The 14,867-nt window shown below is 72.0% G+C and carries 16 protein-coding genes and 2 pseudogenes; 12 read left to right on the top strand and 6 right to left on the bottom strand.

Going from position 1 to position 14,867, the window contains the following annotated elements; translation table 11 throughout:
• Nucleotides 1-331 (bottom strand): annotated as a pseudogene (locus Ae505Ps2_RS32560) (IS5/IS1182 family transposase); the annotation flags it as partial.
• Nucleotides 332-516: 185 nt separating this feature from the next.
• Between Ae505Ps2_RS32560 and Ae505Ps2_RS09505 the strand changes: the two are divergent.
• On the top strand, nucleotides 517-1,815 hold the full coding sequence (locus Ae505Ps2_RS09505) for a HAMP domain-containing sensor histidine kinase (protein ID WP_075554208.1): 1,299 nt from the start codon (nucleotides 517-519) through the stop codon (nucleotides 1,813-1,815).
• Nucleotides 1,812-2,024, top strand: a complete 213-nt coding sequence (locus Ae505Ps2_RS09500) for a hypothetical protein (protein WP_075332890.1) — start codon at nucleotides 1,812-1,814, stop codon at nucleotides 2,022-2,024. The genes Ae505Ps2_RS09505 and Ae505Ps2_RS09500 overlap by 4 nt, the downstream gene beginning before the upstream one ends.
• Here the strand turns inward: Ae505Ps2_RS09500 and Ae505Ps2_RS09495 are convergent.
• On the bottom strand, nucleotides 1,987-2,337 hold the full coding sequence (locus Ae505Ps2_RS09495; RefSeq protein ID WP_233147399.1) for a TraR/DksA C4-type zinc finger protein: 351 nt from the start codon (nucleotides 2,335-2,337) through the stop codon (nucleotides 1,987-1,989). The two genes, Ae505Ps2_RS09500 and Ae505Ps2_RS09495, sit on opposite strands and share 38 nt — an antisense overlap.
• Before the next feature lie 32 nt (nucleotides 2,338-2,369).
• On the opposite strand from Ae505Ps2_RS09495, the gene Ae505Ps2_RS09490 reads away from it, so the two are divergent.
• On the top strand, nucleotides 2,370-2,810 hold the full coding sequence (locus tag Ae505Ps2_RS09490; protein WP_158071437.1) for an NUDIX domain-containing protein: 441 nt from the start codon (nucleotides 2,370-2,372) through the stop codon (nucleotides 2,808-2,810).
• Nucleotides 2,811-2,815: 5 nt separating this feature from the next.
• Here the strand turns inward: Ae505Ps2_RS09490 and Ae505Ps2_RS33270 are convergent, their stop codons facing one another.
• Nucleotides 2,816-3,760, bottom strand: a complete 945-nt coding sequence (locus tag Ae505Ps2_RS33270; protein ID WP_249265244.1) for an acetyltransferase — start codon at nucleotides 3,758-3,760, stop codon at nucleotides 2,816-2,818.
• A gap of 115 nt (nucleotides 3,761-3,875) precedes the next feature.
• On the opposite strand from Ae505Ps2_RS33270, the gene Ae505Ps2_RS34200 reads away from it, so the two are divergent.
• Nucleotides 3,876-5,099, top strand: coding sequence for a GNAT family N-acetyltransferase (locus Ae505Ps2_RS34200; RefSeq protein WP_075332887.1), 1,224 nt, complete (start codon nucleotides 3,876-3,878; stop codon nucleotides 5,097-5,099).
• Nucleotides 5,100-5,140: 41 nt separating this feature from the next.
• Here the strand turns inward: Ae505Ps2_RS34200 and Ae505Ps2_RS09475 are convergent, their stop codons facing one another.
• Together Ae505Ps2_RS09475 and Ae505Ps2_RS09470 are read right to left on the bottom strand one after the other, a co-directional pair.
• A complete protein-coding gene (locus Ae505Ps2_RS09475) occupies nucleotides 5,141-6,148 on the bottom strand; it encodes a BtrH N-terminal domain-containing protein (protein WP_075553565.1) in 1,008 nt (335 codons plus the stop codon).
• Entirely contained in the window at nucleotides 6,141-6,665 is a 525-nt protein-coding gene (locus Ae505Ps2_RS09470; RefSeq protein WP_075332885.1) for a PadR family transcriptional regulator, read from the bottom strand. The genes Ae505Ps2_RS09475 and Ae505Ps2_RS09470 overlap by 8 nt, the downstream gene beginning before the upstream one ends.
• Nucleotides 6,666-6,811: 146 nt before the next feature.
• On the opposite strand from Ae505Ps2_RS09470, the gene Ae505Ps2_RS09465 reads away from it, so the two are divergent.
• Entirely contained in the window at nucleotides 6,812-7,549 is a 738-nt protein-coding gene (locus Ae505Ps2_RS09465; RefSeq protein ID WP_075332884.1) for a GntR family transcriptional regulator, read from the top strand.
• A gap of 11 nt (nucleotides 7,550-7,560) precedes the next feature.
• The gene (locus Ae505Ps2_RS09460) at nucleotides 7,561-8,823 is read left to right on the top strand and encodes a dicarboxylate/amino acid:cation symporter (RefSeq protein ID WP_198932115.1); all 1,263 of its coding nucleotides are present in this window, start codon (nucleotides 7,561-7,563) and stop codon (nucleotides 8,821-8,823) included.
• 87 nt (nucleotides 8,824-8,910) lie between these two features.
• Here Ae505Ps2_RS09460 and Ae505Ps2_RS09455 read toward each other — a convergent pair whose 3' ends face one another.
• Nucleotides 8,911-9,354 (bottom strand): hypothetical protein, encoded by a 444-nt coding sequence (locus Ae505Ps2_RS09455; protein WP_075332882.1) that lies wholly within the window; start codon nucleotides 9,352-9,354, stop codon nucleotides 8,911-8,913.
• Between the two features lie 126 nt (nucleotides 9,355-9,480).
• On the opposite strand from Ae505Ps2_RS09455, the gene Ae505Ps2_RS09450 reads away from it, so the two are divergent.
• The 6 genes and pseudogenes from Ae505Ps2_RS09450 to Ae505Ps2_RS31865 all read left to right on the top strand — a co-directional run.
• Nucleotides 9,481-10,107, top strand: coding sequence for an ATP-binding protein (locus Ae505Ps2_RS09450; protein WP_139320151.1), 627 nt, complete (start codon nucleotides 9,481-9,483; stop codon nucleotides 10,105-10,107).
• 131 nt (nucleotides 10,108-10,238) lie between these two features.
• A complete protein-coding gene (locus Ae505Ps2_RS30290; protein ID WP_198932114.1) occupies nucleotides 10,239-11,378 on the top strand; it encodes a hypothetical protein in 1,140 nt (379 codons plus the stop codon).
• A 611-nt stretch (nucleotides 11,379-11,989) separates the two neighbouring features.
• Complete coding sequence (locus Ae505Ps2_RS09440; RefSeq protein ID WP_075332880.1) at nucleotides 11,990-12,811, top strand: alpha/beta hydrolase; 822 nt, start codon at nucleotides 11,990-11,992, stop codon at nucleotides 12,809-12,811.
• A 107-nt stretch (nucleotides 12,812-12,918) separates the two neighbouring features.
• Entirely contained in the window at nucleotides 12,919-13,209 is a 291-nt protein-coding gene (locus Ae505Ps2_RS09435) for a hypothetical protein (RefSeq protein WP_075332879.1), read from the top strand.
• A gap of 238 nt (nucleotides 13,210-13,447) precedes the next feature.
• Entirely contained in the window at nucleotides 13,448-13,876 is a 429-nt protein-coding gene (locus tag Ae505Ps2_RS09430; RefSeq protein WP_075329729.1) for a VOC family protein, read from the top strand.
• Nucleotides 13,877-14,539: 663 nt separating this feature from the next.
• A pseudogene (locus tag Ae505Ps2_RS31865) lies at nucleotides 14,540-14,867 on the top strand (IS5/IS1182 family transposase); the annotation flags it as partial.

Raw genomic sequence — 14,867 nt, 5'->3', positions numbered from 1 at the left:
GGGTGCCGTCGAGATTCACGTGGGTGTGCCCGGCTGTGCGGGCGGCGAGCAGGGCTCCGTGCAGGCCGGGTGCGGCCGCGGCGAGGACGTCGATGCCTTCGTGCAGGTAACGGCAGGCCGTTGCAGTGCTGATCGCGTTGTCACCGGCCGAACATCGGACCCGGGTAGCATCACAGAACCAGCGGATCACCAGCACTGCCTGGGCGAACGGGGTCAACGCCCGCCGCCGGGTGCCACGTCGACGGCGTTGAAGGACCAGGAGCCGCGCCAGATAGGCCACGGTGCGCTCCCCGATCGGGAGGACAGCGGTGTAGGTGACAGGATCAGACATGCAGGACCTCGGTGACGGTGTCGATCTGTGCTGGACCGAACCGATCTACCGGGGTCCTGCCCCGTTCCCGCTCATCTCACCACCCTCGGCGTGTCGCCACGACCTGCCACCCCGCTACTGAGAACACCTCACTGGGCCGGCTTCCGCTGCGTCACCGGGTCGGCGTCGCGTTCGCCGGGGTGTCGATGGTGGTGACCGGGTTGTTCGCGGCGGTCACCTGGAACCTCGCGTCGTACTACCTGGTGGAGCAGCGGGTGGAGAGCGCCACCCGCCAGCTCGCGGTGAACCTCCAGCTCGTCGAGCGGGCGATGGTCGACGACACGCACGTCGGCGGTCTCGACGACCTGCTGACCGGCCTCGCTGGCACCCCGGGCACCACGGTCGCGCTGCGCCGCGACGGGACGTGGACGACCAGCGGCCGTGAGGTCGATCCCGAGGCGCTGCCGGCGGGGCTGCTGGCGATGGCCGGGAACGGGACCGGGGCACGGCAGCGGGTGATGGTGGCGGGGATGCCGAGCGTCGTCGTCGCGGCGCCGATGTCCGGCGGCGACGTGTTCGTCGAGGTCTTCCCGATGCAGCGGCTCGACGCCAACCTGAAGTTCCTCAGCGTCGTGCTGTTCGCCGGGGTCGCGGTGAGCGCCCTGCTGGGGCTCGCGCTGGGCCAGTGGGCCGGGCGGCGTGCGCTGCTGCCGCTCACCGCGGTGACCCGGGCCGCGGAGCGGATCGCCGGCGGCGACCTGACCGCACGGCTGCCGTCGAGCACCGACGCCGAGCTCGCCCCGCTCGTCGCGACGTTCAACCGGACCGCCGACGACCTGGAGCAGCGGGTGTCGCGCGACGCCCGGTTCGCCGCGGACGTCGCGCACGAGCTGCGGTCACCGCTGACGACCCTGGTGAACGCGGCCGCGGTGCTGACCCGGCGGCGCGCCGAGCTCGCGCCGACCGCACGGGAGGCCGTCGAGCTGCTCGACGGCGAGATCCAGCGCTTCCGCCGGATGGTCCTGGACCTACTGGAGATCTCCCGCAGCGACACCCTGCAGCGGGAGGACGGCGAGCTCGGTGCGCTGGTCCGCGGGCTCGTCGCGGTCCGCGGCGGGGAGCACGTCCCCGAGGTCGACGCCCCGGAGCCGGTGACCGTGCGGGTCGACCGCCGTCGCCTCGACCAGATCCTGGGCAACCTGCTGGACAACGCCGACGCGCACGGCGGCGGCGCGCTGCGGATCGGCGTCGCGCGCAGGGGCCGGTCCGCCCGGATCGAGGTCGACGACGCGGGCCCCGGCATCCCGCCCGAGCAGCGGCGGGCGGTGTTCGAACGGTTCGCCCGTGGCACCCTGGCCGGCAGCCGCGGCGACGGCGGCGGCACCGGTCTCGGGCTGTCCCTGGTCGCCGCGCACGTACGCCGGCACGACGGCCGGGTGTGGGTGGAGGAACGCCCCGGCGGCGGGACCCGGGTCGTCGTCGAGCTGCCGGGGGTGGACACGTGAGGACCCGGCTGTGCACCGCGGCGCTGGGGCTGCTGCTCGTCGCCGGGTGCGGGGTGACCCTCGACGACGAGCCGGAGCCGATCGCCCCACCCGCCGGCACGACCGCCCCCACCCCGACGGTGACGGTCCTCCCGACCCCGACACCGACCCCGACCCGGCCGCCCGCGCCGGCTACCGACGACGACGGCGCGGGCCCGACGCGCAGCTGATGCAGGTCGTCGCGGCGGGCAGCGCCTCCAGCCGTTCCGGCGCGATCGGTCCGCCGCAGACCGCACAGCGCCCGTAACCGCCCGCGGCCAGGCGCTCCGCCGCCCGGTCGAGGTCGTCGCGTTCCTGCTCCGCGGCGGCGAGCAGCCCCTGGAGCTGGGCGCGCTGCACCGCGATCGTCACGCCCTCGGGGTCGTGCTCGTCGTCGTGGCTGGTCAGGGCCTGCTGGTCGGCGAGGTCGTCGAGCTCGTGGCGCAGCGAGCCGACCCACTCCTGGGCACGGGCGCGGGCGGCGGCGAGGGTGGTGGGGTCCACCACCCCAGGATGCGCCCCGGCAGACTGCGGTGGTGAGCCTTCCGCGTCCGTTGTCCGGTGTCGGCGTCGTCCTGGAGCGCGCCGACGGCGCGGTCGCCGTCGGGCACCGGGTCACCGCCGGGGAGACGCCGAGCTGGTCGTTCCCGGGCGGCCACCTGGAGGGCGGGGAGCCGGTCGTCGCCGCGGCGCTGCGCGAGCTGGCGGAGGAGACCGGCGTCGTCGCGGCGACGGGGACGCTGGTCGCGGTGTGCGTCCGGCTCGACGGCGCGGGGGTGACCTTCGCGGTGCACGTGCCCGCACCCGCCGGGGCGGAGCTGCGGGTGACCGAGCCGCACGCGATCGACGCCTGGGCCTGGGCCGACCCGGACGACCTGCCCGGACCGGTGTTCGCCCACACCGCCGCCGTCCGCCACGCCTGGCGCCGCCCCGGCGTCGCGCTCGACGGCTGGGACCTGCACCGCGTCGCACCCTGAGGCGGCTACTCGCCGGTGGATCCGGTGGCGAGCTCGACGACGACGTCCAGGTGGCCGAGGTGGCGGGCGTACTCCTGGACGACGTGCAGCAGCGTCCGCTCGATCGTCGCGGGCGGTGCGCCGGCCCAGCGCCCGCTCGGCACCCCCGCAGCACCGGGCCCCACCGACTCCGCGATCTCGCGGGTACGCCGGCCCTGCGCGGCGAGCGCGGCGGCGACGTCGTCCGCGCCGACCCCGGACGGCAGCGCCCACCGCCCGTCGACGTGGTCGGCCCAGGGGTCCGGGAGGTCGGCGTCGACGAAGCCCCACTCCAGCCAGCGGCGCTCCATACAGCGCAGGTGGTGCAGCAGCTCCGCGGGAGACCAGCCCGACGGGAGCCTGCTGGCCGTGCGCTCGGCCTCGGGCAGCGCGGCGTACTTGTCGAGGACGCGGTCACGGTAGAAGTCGACGTAACCGAGCAGCAGGGCGGTCGTGGAAGGAGCCGGGTCGGACGGCTCGGGGAGCCGGTCCCGGCGCAGGTGCAGCAGCGGGAACGGCCGGCCCCGCCCGTCGCGCTCGGAGCGCCCGGTCCGGACGAACCCCAGGCGCTCGTAGAACCCGACCGCGCCCGGATTCTGCTCGTTCACGTCGAGCTCCACCCGCGCCGTGCCGACGGTGGCCGCGGCCAGGAGCGCGGAGCCGACGCCCCGACCGTGCGCGGACGGGTCGACGAACAGCGCCTCGACCCGGTGGCCGTCGGTGCCGATCCAGCCGACCGGGGTGCCGTCGGCGCGCTGCGCGACCAGGACCGACAGTGCGGGCAGGGCAGCCGTGCGGACCTCGGTCTCGATCTCGTCGACGTCGTCCGGGGTGAGGAAGCTGTGCGTGGCCTCCACCGCCCGCCGCCAGATGCGGACCAGCTCGGGGTGGTCGGCGGAAGTGGCCGTGCGGACGGTCGGGGAGCTGCTCACCGGGACAGGATCGCAGCGGTGTCGACCGGGTTCGCCCACCGCGGGCCGGTGTCCGCGACGGGCGGCGGCCCGGATCACGGTCGACACCGGGAGCGGCGCCGTCGACGATCGCCCCATGACCGTCCTGGACGTCCTCCTGCCGCGGCTCGTCGCGTTGCCCGGGGTGCTCGCCGTGTCGCTGGGCGGCAGCCGGGCCCGGGGCACCCACCGCCCGGACAGCGACTGGGACCTCGGCGTCTACTACCGCGGCGGGTTCGACGCCCGGGCGCTCGGGCGCCTCGGCTTCGCCGGGCACGTCGCGCAGCCGGGCGAGTGGGGACGCATCGTCAACGGCGGGGCGTGGCTGACCGTCGAGGGCGAACCGGTGGACGTGCTGCTGCGCGACCTCGACGTCGTCGACGTCTGGCGCGCCGACGCCGACCACGGCCGGTTCGAGATCGACCAGGTCGAGGGGCATCTCGCCGGGCTGCCCACGTACACCCCGCTCGGCGAGATCGCCGTGAACCAGGTGCTCGCCGGTCAGCTGCCGGCCGTCGCCTACCCCGCGGCCCTGCGCGAGGCGGCGCAGGAACGCTGGCGCTGGAACGCCGCGTTCTCGCTGACGATCGCCGAGCAGCACGTCCGCCGGGGCGACCGGACCCTCGCGCTCGGCATGATGACCCGCGCCACCGCCCAGGCCGCGCACGCCGTGATGGCCGGGCGGGGTGCGTGGGTCCTGGGCGAGAAGGGGCTCGTGGACGACGCCGGTCTCGGCGCCGCCCACGACGTCCTCGGCGACGACCGGGCCGACCCGGCCGAGGTGCTCCACGAGCTGCGCGCGCTGCTCGACGCACCCCGGCCGCAGGAGCTCCGCAGCCACCGCACGCGTGCACGGACCATCCGCCTCCGGCCCGCCGACGCCGGCGAGATCCTGACCCTGCAGCGTGCGGCCTACGTGCCGGAGGCCCGGGCGCACGAGGACATCGACCTGCCGCCGCTCACCGAGCACCTGGCGGAGATCCGCGAACAGCTGGCCGACGGGTCGGTGACCGCCTGGGGTATCCGCGACGACGGCCGGCTGGTCGCCGCCGTACGGATCACCCGGTCGGGGAGCACCGCCGTCGTGAGCCGGCTGGTGGTCGCTCCGGACCGGCAGGGCGAGGGCCTGGGGTCGGGCCTGCTCCGCCACGCGGAGGAGCAGCTCGACGACGACGTGTCGGTGATCGAGCTGTTCACCGGCGAGCACAGCGTCACGAACCTGCGCCTCTACGACCGGCTCGGGTTCCGGGAGACCCACCGGACCGACGCGGGGACCTACGCGCTGGTCCACATGGCGAAGCCCCGGGGCACCGCCCGATGACGCCGCGGGAGGAGCACCGACCCAACTGACCCCCGGCCCGCTCAGAGCGACCGGAGCGTGGTCATCGCCGCGGTCTCCAGGTCCGCGATCCGCAGCAGCAGCCCGGCGGCCTCGGTCAGGACGGCCGGGTCCTCGTCCAGCCCGGCCCGCTCGACGAGTCCGGCGACGCGTGTCCACAGCGTCGCCGCCTCGGCGTACAGGTCCCGGCCCCGTTCGACCGACGCGACGCGCTCACCCGGGCCGGCGTCGTCGAGCAGCGGCAGGCAGGCGGTGAGGAAGTCGCGGTAGAGGTTGCGGAACAGTGCCCCGCCGGTGCCGGCCCGTTCCATGAGCATCGCCATCTGCGGCAGGTCCCGGTGCGGGTCCTCGACGCGGTCGAACCAGGACCCGGCGCGCTTCGCCGTCGTCCGGATGCCGCGGTGCCCGATGTTGGCGATCGGCGGGTGCAGGAACGCCTCGGCACACTCGACGATCGCAGGCACGATCGCGGGGCCGGGGTCGACCGGCTCCCGGACCCGTCCGAACGTGAACGACCGGTGCGGCGCCGACATCGGCCCCCGTGCGGCGCGCGCCCGGGCCAGGCTGTCCAGGCTCGTGCTGACCCGGCCGCCCTGCTGCGCGGTGTCGAGGAGGGACGCGGTGTCCTCGTCGTAGCCGAGCAGAGCGACGACGTGGCCCGCGAAGTGGACCCGGGAGCCGAAGTAGTCCAGGTCGTGGCTGTCGAGCTGCAGGCCGACGGGAACGCCGTCGTCGACGAGGGTGCGGACCTGGTCCCACGCCCGGCGGGCGGACGAGGTCTCCTGCACGCGCAGGTCGAGATCGAGGCGGCGGGCGAGGGTGCGGGTCAGCTCGAACGGCTTGACCCGCCCGCCCAGGAACGGCGCCGACTGCCGCTTGGAGTCCCAGTAGACGTACGACAGCCCGGAACCGAGCCCGAACAGCATCGGTTCGTCGAGGTGGACGCCGGCGTGCCCGAGGAGCGCGCCGAGCGCCGTCGTCTCGCAGTGGAGGCCTCCCGTGGAGGGGACGCCGGTGGACGCATCAGTCATCGGACACCTGGACCCGCTCGGCGAGCCACGACCTCTCCGCACGCAGCTGGGACAGGGAGAACGAGAAGACGTCGCGCGCCTCCGACGGGAGGGGCTCCTGCGCGGTCCGGGCCGCGACGACCGCGCCGATCCGCGTGTCGAGCCCGGCGAGCCGGGCCCGGAGCGCCTCCTCGACCTCGTGCGCGGGCAGCAGGGTCGAGTGGGCGAGGCCGGCGAGGAAGGAGCGGGCGGGGACACCGGCGTCGGAGAGCAGCTCCCGGACGTCGGCGGCCGCGGTGCGGCGCCCCCGGTCGGTGATGCGGACGACGCGGCGGGCCTTCGGGGAGGGGCGGTCGTCGTCGGCCTCGGCCAGGCCGCGGGCGGTCAGCTTGTCGAGCAGGTAGTAGATCGAGGAGAAGCCGATGTCGGTCCAGCGACGGACGCCACGCTCCTCGATGACCTGCTCGATGTCGTAGCCGTGGCGAGGGCGCTCGGCCAGTGCCCCGAGGACGACGAGCTCGCCGATGGTCAGCTCCACGACCGCTATTCTAGCACCAGAATAGAAGGGAGCACACCCGCACGAAACACGACGACACCGGCGCGAGACGCCGACGCAACGTGCCGCTCCTACCGTCTCCACCTGCTGTATCCAGCCCTGGACACAACAGGTGGGGAGAATCGTCGATGTCGAGCGCCGTCGAGCACGCGGGCACGCCACCGCTGCGCGAGCGCGTCTACGCCGCCCTACGGGACGACGTCGTCAACGGCGCCGTCGGCGCGGGGGCCCGCCTCACCGAGCCGAAGCTCGCAGCGCGGTTCGGCATCTCCCGCACCCCGGTGCGCGAGGCCCTCGGCCGGCTCGTCGCCGACGGGCTCCTGCAGCGCGAGGAGGACTACGGCTACTCGGTCGTCGTCCCCGACCTGGCGGGGGTGCGCGACCTCTGGGAGGTCCGCATCGCGGTCGAGCTGCGCGGGATCGACCGATGCCGGGAGAACCCGGGCACCGTGCACGACGCCGGGGCGCTCCGCGCAGAGCTGGCCCGCTGGCACCGGATGCTCGAAGAGCCACCCGAGGCGGGTCCTGGCTTCGTGCTGGAGGACGAACGGTTCCACAGCACGCTGCTCGCGGCGTCGGGCAACCCCGAGCTCGTCGCGGTGCTGACCGACGTGCACCGCCGGATCCGGCGGGTGCGGATGAACGACTACGTGCTCCCCGGTCGCGTCGAGGCGGCCGTGTCCGAGCACGTCGCCGTCGGCGAGGCGGTCCTCGCCGGACGGCTCGACACCGCCCGCCACCTGCTGCACCAGCACATGGGCGCGTCGCTGGAGATCGTCACCGAACGCGCCGGTCGCGCCCTGCTCGCCACCGACACCCGGGACCGCCGCCGCGGCCCGGCCACCCTCGACGTGAGGACCTCATGAGACTCGCCGCGATGAAGCATCCCGCCGTCCTGATCGCGCTCGCCGCGGTCGCCGGGATCGCGTTCGGCCTGGTGACCGGCGAGTGGGCCGGCAACCTGAAGGTCGTCGGCGACGCCTTCATCCGGCTCGTCCAGATGGCGATCGTGCCGCTGGTCATGACCTCGGTGATCGCGGCCTGCGGGTCCATGACCGGGTCCGGCACCGGCCGGCTCGCGCTGCGGACCTTCGCCTGGATGATCGGCCTGTCGGTCGTGGCCGCGGTGGTCGCGGTGGTGCTCGGGCTGCTGTTCCGCCCGGGTGCCGGGATGGTCGCGACGGCCGCGCCGGACGCCGCACTGCCGGCCGCGGCGGCCCCGGAGAGCTGGCAGGACACGGTCCTCGGCTTCTTCACCACCAACGTCGTCGAGTCGATGGCCGAGGCGGCGATGGTGCCGATCATCCTGTTCTCGCTGCTGTTCGGCGTCGCCCTCCACCGGCACGTCACCGCGACGGGGAACACACTCGTCCTCGACGTCGTGGGGCAGTTCCAGCAGGTCCTGCTCACCTTGATCCGGCTGGTCATGTACGTCGCGCCGATCGGGGTGTTCGCGCTGCTCGCCGACCTGTCCGGCCGCATCGGCTTCGCCGTGGTCGGGTCGGCCCTGGCCTACCTCGGCACCACCCTGCTGGGCGTCGTCCTGCTCACCGCGCTGTTCGTGGCGATCGTCGCCGGGCGCACCCGGCTCAACCCCGCCCGCCTGCCGCGCAAGCTCGCCGAGCAGACCGCCGTCGCGGTCACGACGACGAGCTCGGCCGTCACCTACCCCACCGTCCTGCGCACCACGATCGAGAAGATCGGCGTGAGCCCCCGGGTCGCCAACTTCACGCTGTCGGTGGGGCTGACCATGGGCTCCTACGGCGCCGTCCTCAACTACACGATCGTCGTGCTGTTCCTCGCCCAGGCCGGCGGCGTCGACCTCTCGGCCGGGCAGATCGTATTCGGGATGGTCCTCGCGATCCTGCTCAACATGGGCACGATCACCGTGCCGGGCGGGTTCCCCGTCGTGGCCCTGTTCCTCGGGACCACCCTCGGACTGCCCCTCGCGGCCGTCGGGCTCCTCATCGCCGTCGACTGGTTCACCGGGATCCTGCGGACCTTCCTCAACGTCAACGCCGACACCCTGGTGGCGATGCTCGTCGCGCACCCCGACGGGGAGATCGACCGGGAGGTCTACGACGGTGTCCGCGCCGGGGAGCCGGCGGAGACGGGCGCCCGGAGCGCCTCGGACGCGTGACCGACCGCGCCTCCCGCGCGCGAACAGCGGCGCACGGACTCCGCGCCCTCCGGCCCGCGATGCCCTGGTCGTTCTCGTGGGGTGGCCCTACTCGTACGCGGGGTGTCCTATCGGAGTCGCCCGCCGTGCCCACCCGGGCAGGGGGATGAGATTGAGCGGGAAGCCGTAGCCGATGTCTCGGGCGATCGTGCCGTCCGCCCGCGGGATTCTGATCTCGGTTCGCCCAAGCGCCTTCACCTCGGTGATGGTCCCGTGGATGGCCGCCATGACGATGTCGCGCACGTAGGCCACCGCCTCGACGTCACGCAGGACCGCGACCTGGTGGTCGCCGACCTCGATGGCGATCCAGCGTTGCCCGTCGTCGTCCCACTCGACCGACAGGCCGGCGCCTGTTGCCGGATCGACCCGCCAGCAGTCGGGGACGGTGTCGTCGATGGTGAGGACGGCGAACGGGTGGCGTCGGACCTCGTCGGCGAGGTCATGGAGTGCGGTGGTGACCGCGTCCGGGGAAGGTGGAGTCGCCGCAGCCAATGGGTGATCGTAGGGCGGCAGCCTCCACGGCCACGAGCTCTCGCCCGCGACCCTGCAACGGCGTCGCCTGGCGGAGGTCGTCGAGTGCCGACACCGCAAGGGAGCTCGTTGTGGGACCGTGAACAGGTGTCGCGGCCGGACCGTCCCTGGGCCAACACGACGCACGACTGGAGTCGTGATCTCGATGTCGATCACCTGCGTGAGGTCCGGGAGCAGCCGGAGCGCTATGCACCGACGGGCGCCCTGCACCTCGTGCTGGAAGTCGTGGCCTACGCGGCCGACGAGGCCGAGGCACGCCACCGTCGCGGCCGGTGCCTCATCGAGCTGGCGCCGGACGGGTCCATCCTGATCGTCGACGACGGACGGGGCACCGATACTCGCCGCAGCCCGACAGGAGCCGTCGTCCGCAAGCCGATCATGGCTACGCGTGACCTCCGGTTCTTCGACGCGGAGACCCCACCGCTGCTCGGTGACGGTCACGCGCGCCGAGGCATCTCGGTCGTCGCCGCGTTGAGCACCACGCTGGATCACGTGAACCGTCGGCACGACGGCGCATGGTCGCAGACGTATCGCGACGGGCTCCCTGTCGGCGGCTTGGTCGACGTTGCCGGAGACGGCACGACGGACACCACCGTTCGGTTCACGCCGTGCAGGGCTGTCCGTGACCTCGGCGAAGCCGACGGGGAGTGCATCCACGCAGGTGTGGCGCACCTCCGCGGGCTGCTGGACGTCGTCGTGGACGACCAGAGATGAGGGGCCCTCCTGCGGCATCGTGGACGGTTGGACGGCCGGCATATGACTGGTATGTTCCGAAACACCGACCTACCTGATCCACAGGGGAGTCACCGCGTTCTCGCGCGGCCCCGAACAGGAGGTCGATCTCCATGGATCCGTCGCACACCGATCAGTGGCGAACGCAAGGCGCGCCGGCCGCGCACGTTCTGTGGGACATGGTGACCGGGCCCATGCCGCGGGGCCTTCTCGGCGTCGGCGACCCGGATGTCCACTGCATCGACGGCCGTTGGACGACGTTCTTGGGCGGCTTCTCGACCGGCTTTCGCAACCGCCTGTACCGCGCCTCGGTCGCACCCGGGGGCTCACCCCGTGGGCCGTGGCGAATCGACGCCGATCCTCGTGGACGTGCAGCCGCTCTGGCTCCGGACCCACCACGCGGCAGCTGGGACGCAGCGGGGATGCACACACCCAGCTATGTGCCTCCGTCCGGCGGCAACGGGGCGCGCCTGTACTACACCGGCCGGGCTTCCCTACGGCATTACGGTCCGCGAAGCCGGTACGCGATCGGCTTCCTCGAGTACCGAGACGGCCGTTGGCAGCGACACCCGATGCCGGTCCTCGAGGGCACGCCGCCCCGCTCCAGTGTGCTCGAACCATTCGTCATCTACACCGACGGCCGGTACCGGATGTGGTATCAGGCCAATCCTCACGAGATCGGCCCCGGCGAGCTCCCCGACTACGAGTTGCGCTGCACGGAGAGCGTCGACGGCGTCCACGACTGGTCGCCGCCGGTGACGTTCGCAGACTCGTCGGAGGGCTTCTTCGACAACGCCATCGCCCCCTGCGGTGATGGCTGGGTGATGCTCCTCGCCCGTGGCTCCGACCTCCACGCCACACCGGGTTTGCCCGCGCAGGGGCTGTGGTGGATCACCGCATCACGGCCGAGTGCCGACCGACGGGACTGGTCCAGCCCGCAGCGACTGCTCGACACCGATGCGGCGGGAACCCCGGAATGGATGGCGCGGGGCACGTACGGACCTGCGCTGTCCTTCGCTGATCCCACCAGCACCCGGGCAACGGTTCATGTCACCGGGACACGCGCCGCACCTCGGTGGCCGCGGTTGATACTCCGCCAGCTCCTGCGGTGTCGGCGGCCTCCGGTTCCCGCGCCCTTCTACCTGGCCGTCGGAGGCATCGAGGTCGACCTGGGAGACGCGTCGGACCACGGGAATTCGCCCCATCCCACAAGAAAGCCTGACGGCATTCGGCCGACCCGGAGAACACGATGAGAACCGTGTCCTGGCAGGCTGGTTGCATGACTTCGATCCGAAAGGTCCATGCCGCGTAGGCGTCCCGCCCAGCTACGGGCCCGCAACCAGCGTCAGCCACGCCCGACCGCGATCCGCGGCGTTCCGCTCTCGACCAGCCGTGCGCTCGACCGACTCGACCGGCCACAGCTCTCCTCCGGAAGGGTCCGCACCGATCTTCTCTCATGGCGCCGCGTCGCCCTCCAACCACGTTCCACACTCCAGCGGGAGAACAACGACTGGGTCCAGTTCATCGGCCCGTTCTCCCGGGACGCCCTCGAACACGCTCTGCACGCCCTGCCTCGGCGTCGTCGCGCATCGCTCCGCCGCCAGATCGCCCGACTCGACGCCCTGTTCTCGGACAAGACTCTGAACGACCCCACCGTCGATCCGTCGCTGTCCTGGTGGTGGCGCCGCACATGAGCTGCACCTACGACCCGATGCTGGCTGGGCTCGTGCGGACGTGAGCACGAGCGATACGGCGCCACTCCGGCAGCATGAGCGCCGCAGCCCACAGGTCTTCGTACAGTGACACCGTGCCTGACGGGTCCGACGGCCACATGCTGCCCTTGCGCGACGGCGCGATGCTGTGAGTGGACGCGCAGGGCCAGCCCGAGGACGGGCTACCCGGTTTGGTCCTTCTGCACGGCGGCGCCGGCATGTGGGACTACCTGGGGCCTGTCGCCGACCTGGCCGCCGCGTCGTTCCGAACGGTCCGGTACGACCAGCGGGGCTGCGGTCGATCCTCGCCGGACGAGGACTACAGCATCGCTCGCTATGTGGCAGACCTCGACGAGCTTCGCGAGCACTTCGGCTACGAGCGCTGGTACATCTTCGGCCACTCCTTCGGCGCCACCCTCGGCATCGAGTACGCGGCGACCCACGGCCACAGGGTGGCCGGCCTCGTCTACTGCAGCGGGCTCGGGATCGGGTGGTCGACCCACCGAGCGGTCTACAAAGCTCAGCAGGAGCAGAGGCTCACCACCGCCGAGCGGGCGCGATTGAACGAGCTGGCGGCGAAGACCCGAACGTGGGACGAGGAGGTCGAATGGCGCACCCTTTCTTGGCTGCCCGACTTCGTCGACCCCGAAAGGGCCCGAGAATGGGCTGCCGCTGACGCGAATACACCACTTCCGCTCAACCTCGCGTGCAACCGAGCCTTCAACACAGAGACCAAAACCTGGACCATCGACGACGAGATCGGCCGCTGGGGCGCCGTCACGTGCCCCGTGTGGATCATCCATGGCGAGGGCGACCCGAGACCGGCCGACGGACCCCGAACGCTCGCCTCGATCCTCCCGAACGCCGGGTTCCATGAGATCGCCAACGCGGGACACCAACCGTGGCGAGAACGTCCGAACGCAGTCGGGCAGGTCCTCGCGGCCGTCGCAGCGCACGCGTCGAAGACGTCCTGAGAACCAGCGACACATCAGCCCTCGGGAGGCCGGCGTGGCCAGGGCCCCGCGTCGCCCGGGTCGGCGCTCTTGTTGCCGCGCGTTCCCACTGCGGGCAGGCTGCGCCGATGGAGATCCTGGGAGTCGATCCGCGCGATCAGCGGTGGGAGTGCGACTCGCCCACCTACCGCGTTTACTTCCACGAGGGCACGACGTCGGACGAGTACGAGGTCCGGGGCGCTGACGACGTTCATGCGGTGATCAGGTGGGCTGACGGCGACGGCGCACAGCGGCCGTACGTTCTCTACGTGCGCGTCGATCAGGACGGCCTCGGGCTCGTGCGGCTGGCAGGCAGAGATCCCAATGAGAGCCCACACAGCTCCACAATCACCCTGTCCGACGACTCCGGCTCCGAGTAAGACGGGCCGACAAGCCCTTGATGCAGCTGGACGGGCTCGTGAGCCACACCCCGCGCAAGACGGTCGCGAGCTACCTCGACGACTCTGACGTCACTGTCTGAAAGATCAGTCATCAGCTCAGGCACTCGAAGATCGGCATGACCCAGGACTGCTACCGCGGACGTCGCTCAACGGGTCGGCGGCCGGCAGGGGTCTTAAAAGGATTGTTCGGCAACCCGAAGAGCGAGCAGGAGAGCTGATGTCTCACGTTCTGGGCCGGCTGGTCGCCGTCACTCTCGACTGCCCCGATCCGCACGAACTGGCCGAGTTCTACCGACATGTCCTCGGCGGACAGCTCCGCGCATCCAACGAGGACTTCGTCGTGCTCATCTGCGACGGCACAACACGCCTGGACTTCCAGCGCGTCCCTCACCACCGCCCCAGCCGGTGGCCGGACGGCCAGATTCTCCGAGCGCATCTGGACATTGCAGTCGACGATCTCGATCACGCTGAGCGGCGGCTGTCCGCACTGGGCGCCGTCCCTGCGACCGTCCAGCCCGACCCCGCACGGTTCCGGGTCCTGATCGACCCCGCCGGACATCCGTTCTGCATCGCCACATCGGCCGCAGCATCGACCCCACCGACAGCACCGAGCACGAAAAGTGACCCAAGAATCCCTCGATCTTGATCGGCACAGATCGGCGACGCTGTGAACTGGGGATTCCAACCCCCGGCCTGGTGGTCGTTCAGGGTCGGCTCCGGCCCTTGTCAGGTCATTTCGTGTCCCAGAAGCGTCCCACGCGGGGGCTTTCCCCCACGCGCACGGCCTGCTGGTGATGTCCTCGCGGCGCGGGTTCACCCCAGCCGGGCCGAGGGGTGGGATGAGGAGAGGTGGGGTGCAAAGTACGGGTTCGAGCCTTGCGCCCCACCCTTCGGTCTGGCTGCCGTCTCGGCGCGCCATGAGGTGGTCACCAGCCCTGCCGCACTTCCCTGATCTCCGAGCGGTGTCGAGTTCGGGCGGAGCCCGGCCGCCGGAGGCGACGGATCTACAGAGAACTGCCATATCCGCTCTGGCCTGCGATGGAGCCCCGGTCCCGTGGTCTGCGTCCGTGCATAGTCCGTGACGGTCGCTCTATGCTCCCGCACGGCCGGGTTCTGGTGGTGATCTCCTCACGGCGCGGGCTCGTCCCTGCCGGGCCGAGGGGTGGGGTGCAAGGTATTGAGGTGTTCTCAGTAGCGGGGTGGCAGGTCGTGGCGACACGCCGAGGGTGGTGAGATGAGCGGGAACGGGGCAGGACCCCGGTAGATCGGTTCGGTCCAGCACAGATCGACACCGTCACCGAGGTCCTGCATGTCTGATCCTGTCACCTACACCGCTGTCCTCCCGATCGGGGAGCGCACCGTGGCCTATCTGGCGCGGCTCCTGGTCCTTCAACGCCGTCGACGTGGCACCCGGCGGCGGGCGTTGACCCCGTTCGCCCAGGCAGTGCTGGTGATCCGCTGGTTCTGTGATGCTACCCGGGTCCGATGTTTGGCCGGTGACAACGCGATCAGCACTGCAACGGCCTACCGTTACCTGCACGAAGGCATCGACGTCCTCGCCGCGGCCGCACCCGGCCTGCACGGAGCCCTGCTCGCCGCCCGCACAGCCGGGCACACCCACGTGAATCTCGACGGCA

Source organism: Pseudonocardia sp. Ae505_Ps2 (assembly GCF_001932425.1).
In the GTDB taxonomy this organism is placed as follows: Bacteria; Actinomycetota; Actinomycetes; order Mycobacteriales; family Pseudonocardiaceae; genus Pseudonocardia.
The sequence above is the reverse complement of the archived record's forward strand: the minus strand, read 5'-3'. Positions and strand labels throughout refer to the sequence as shown.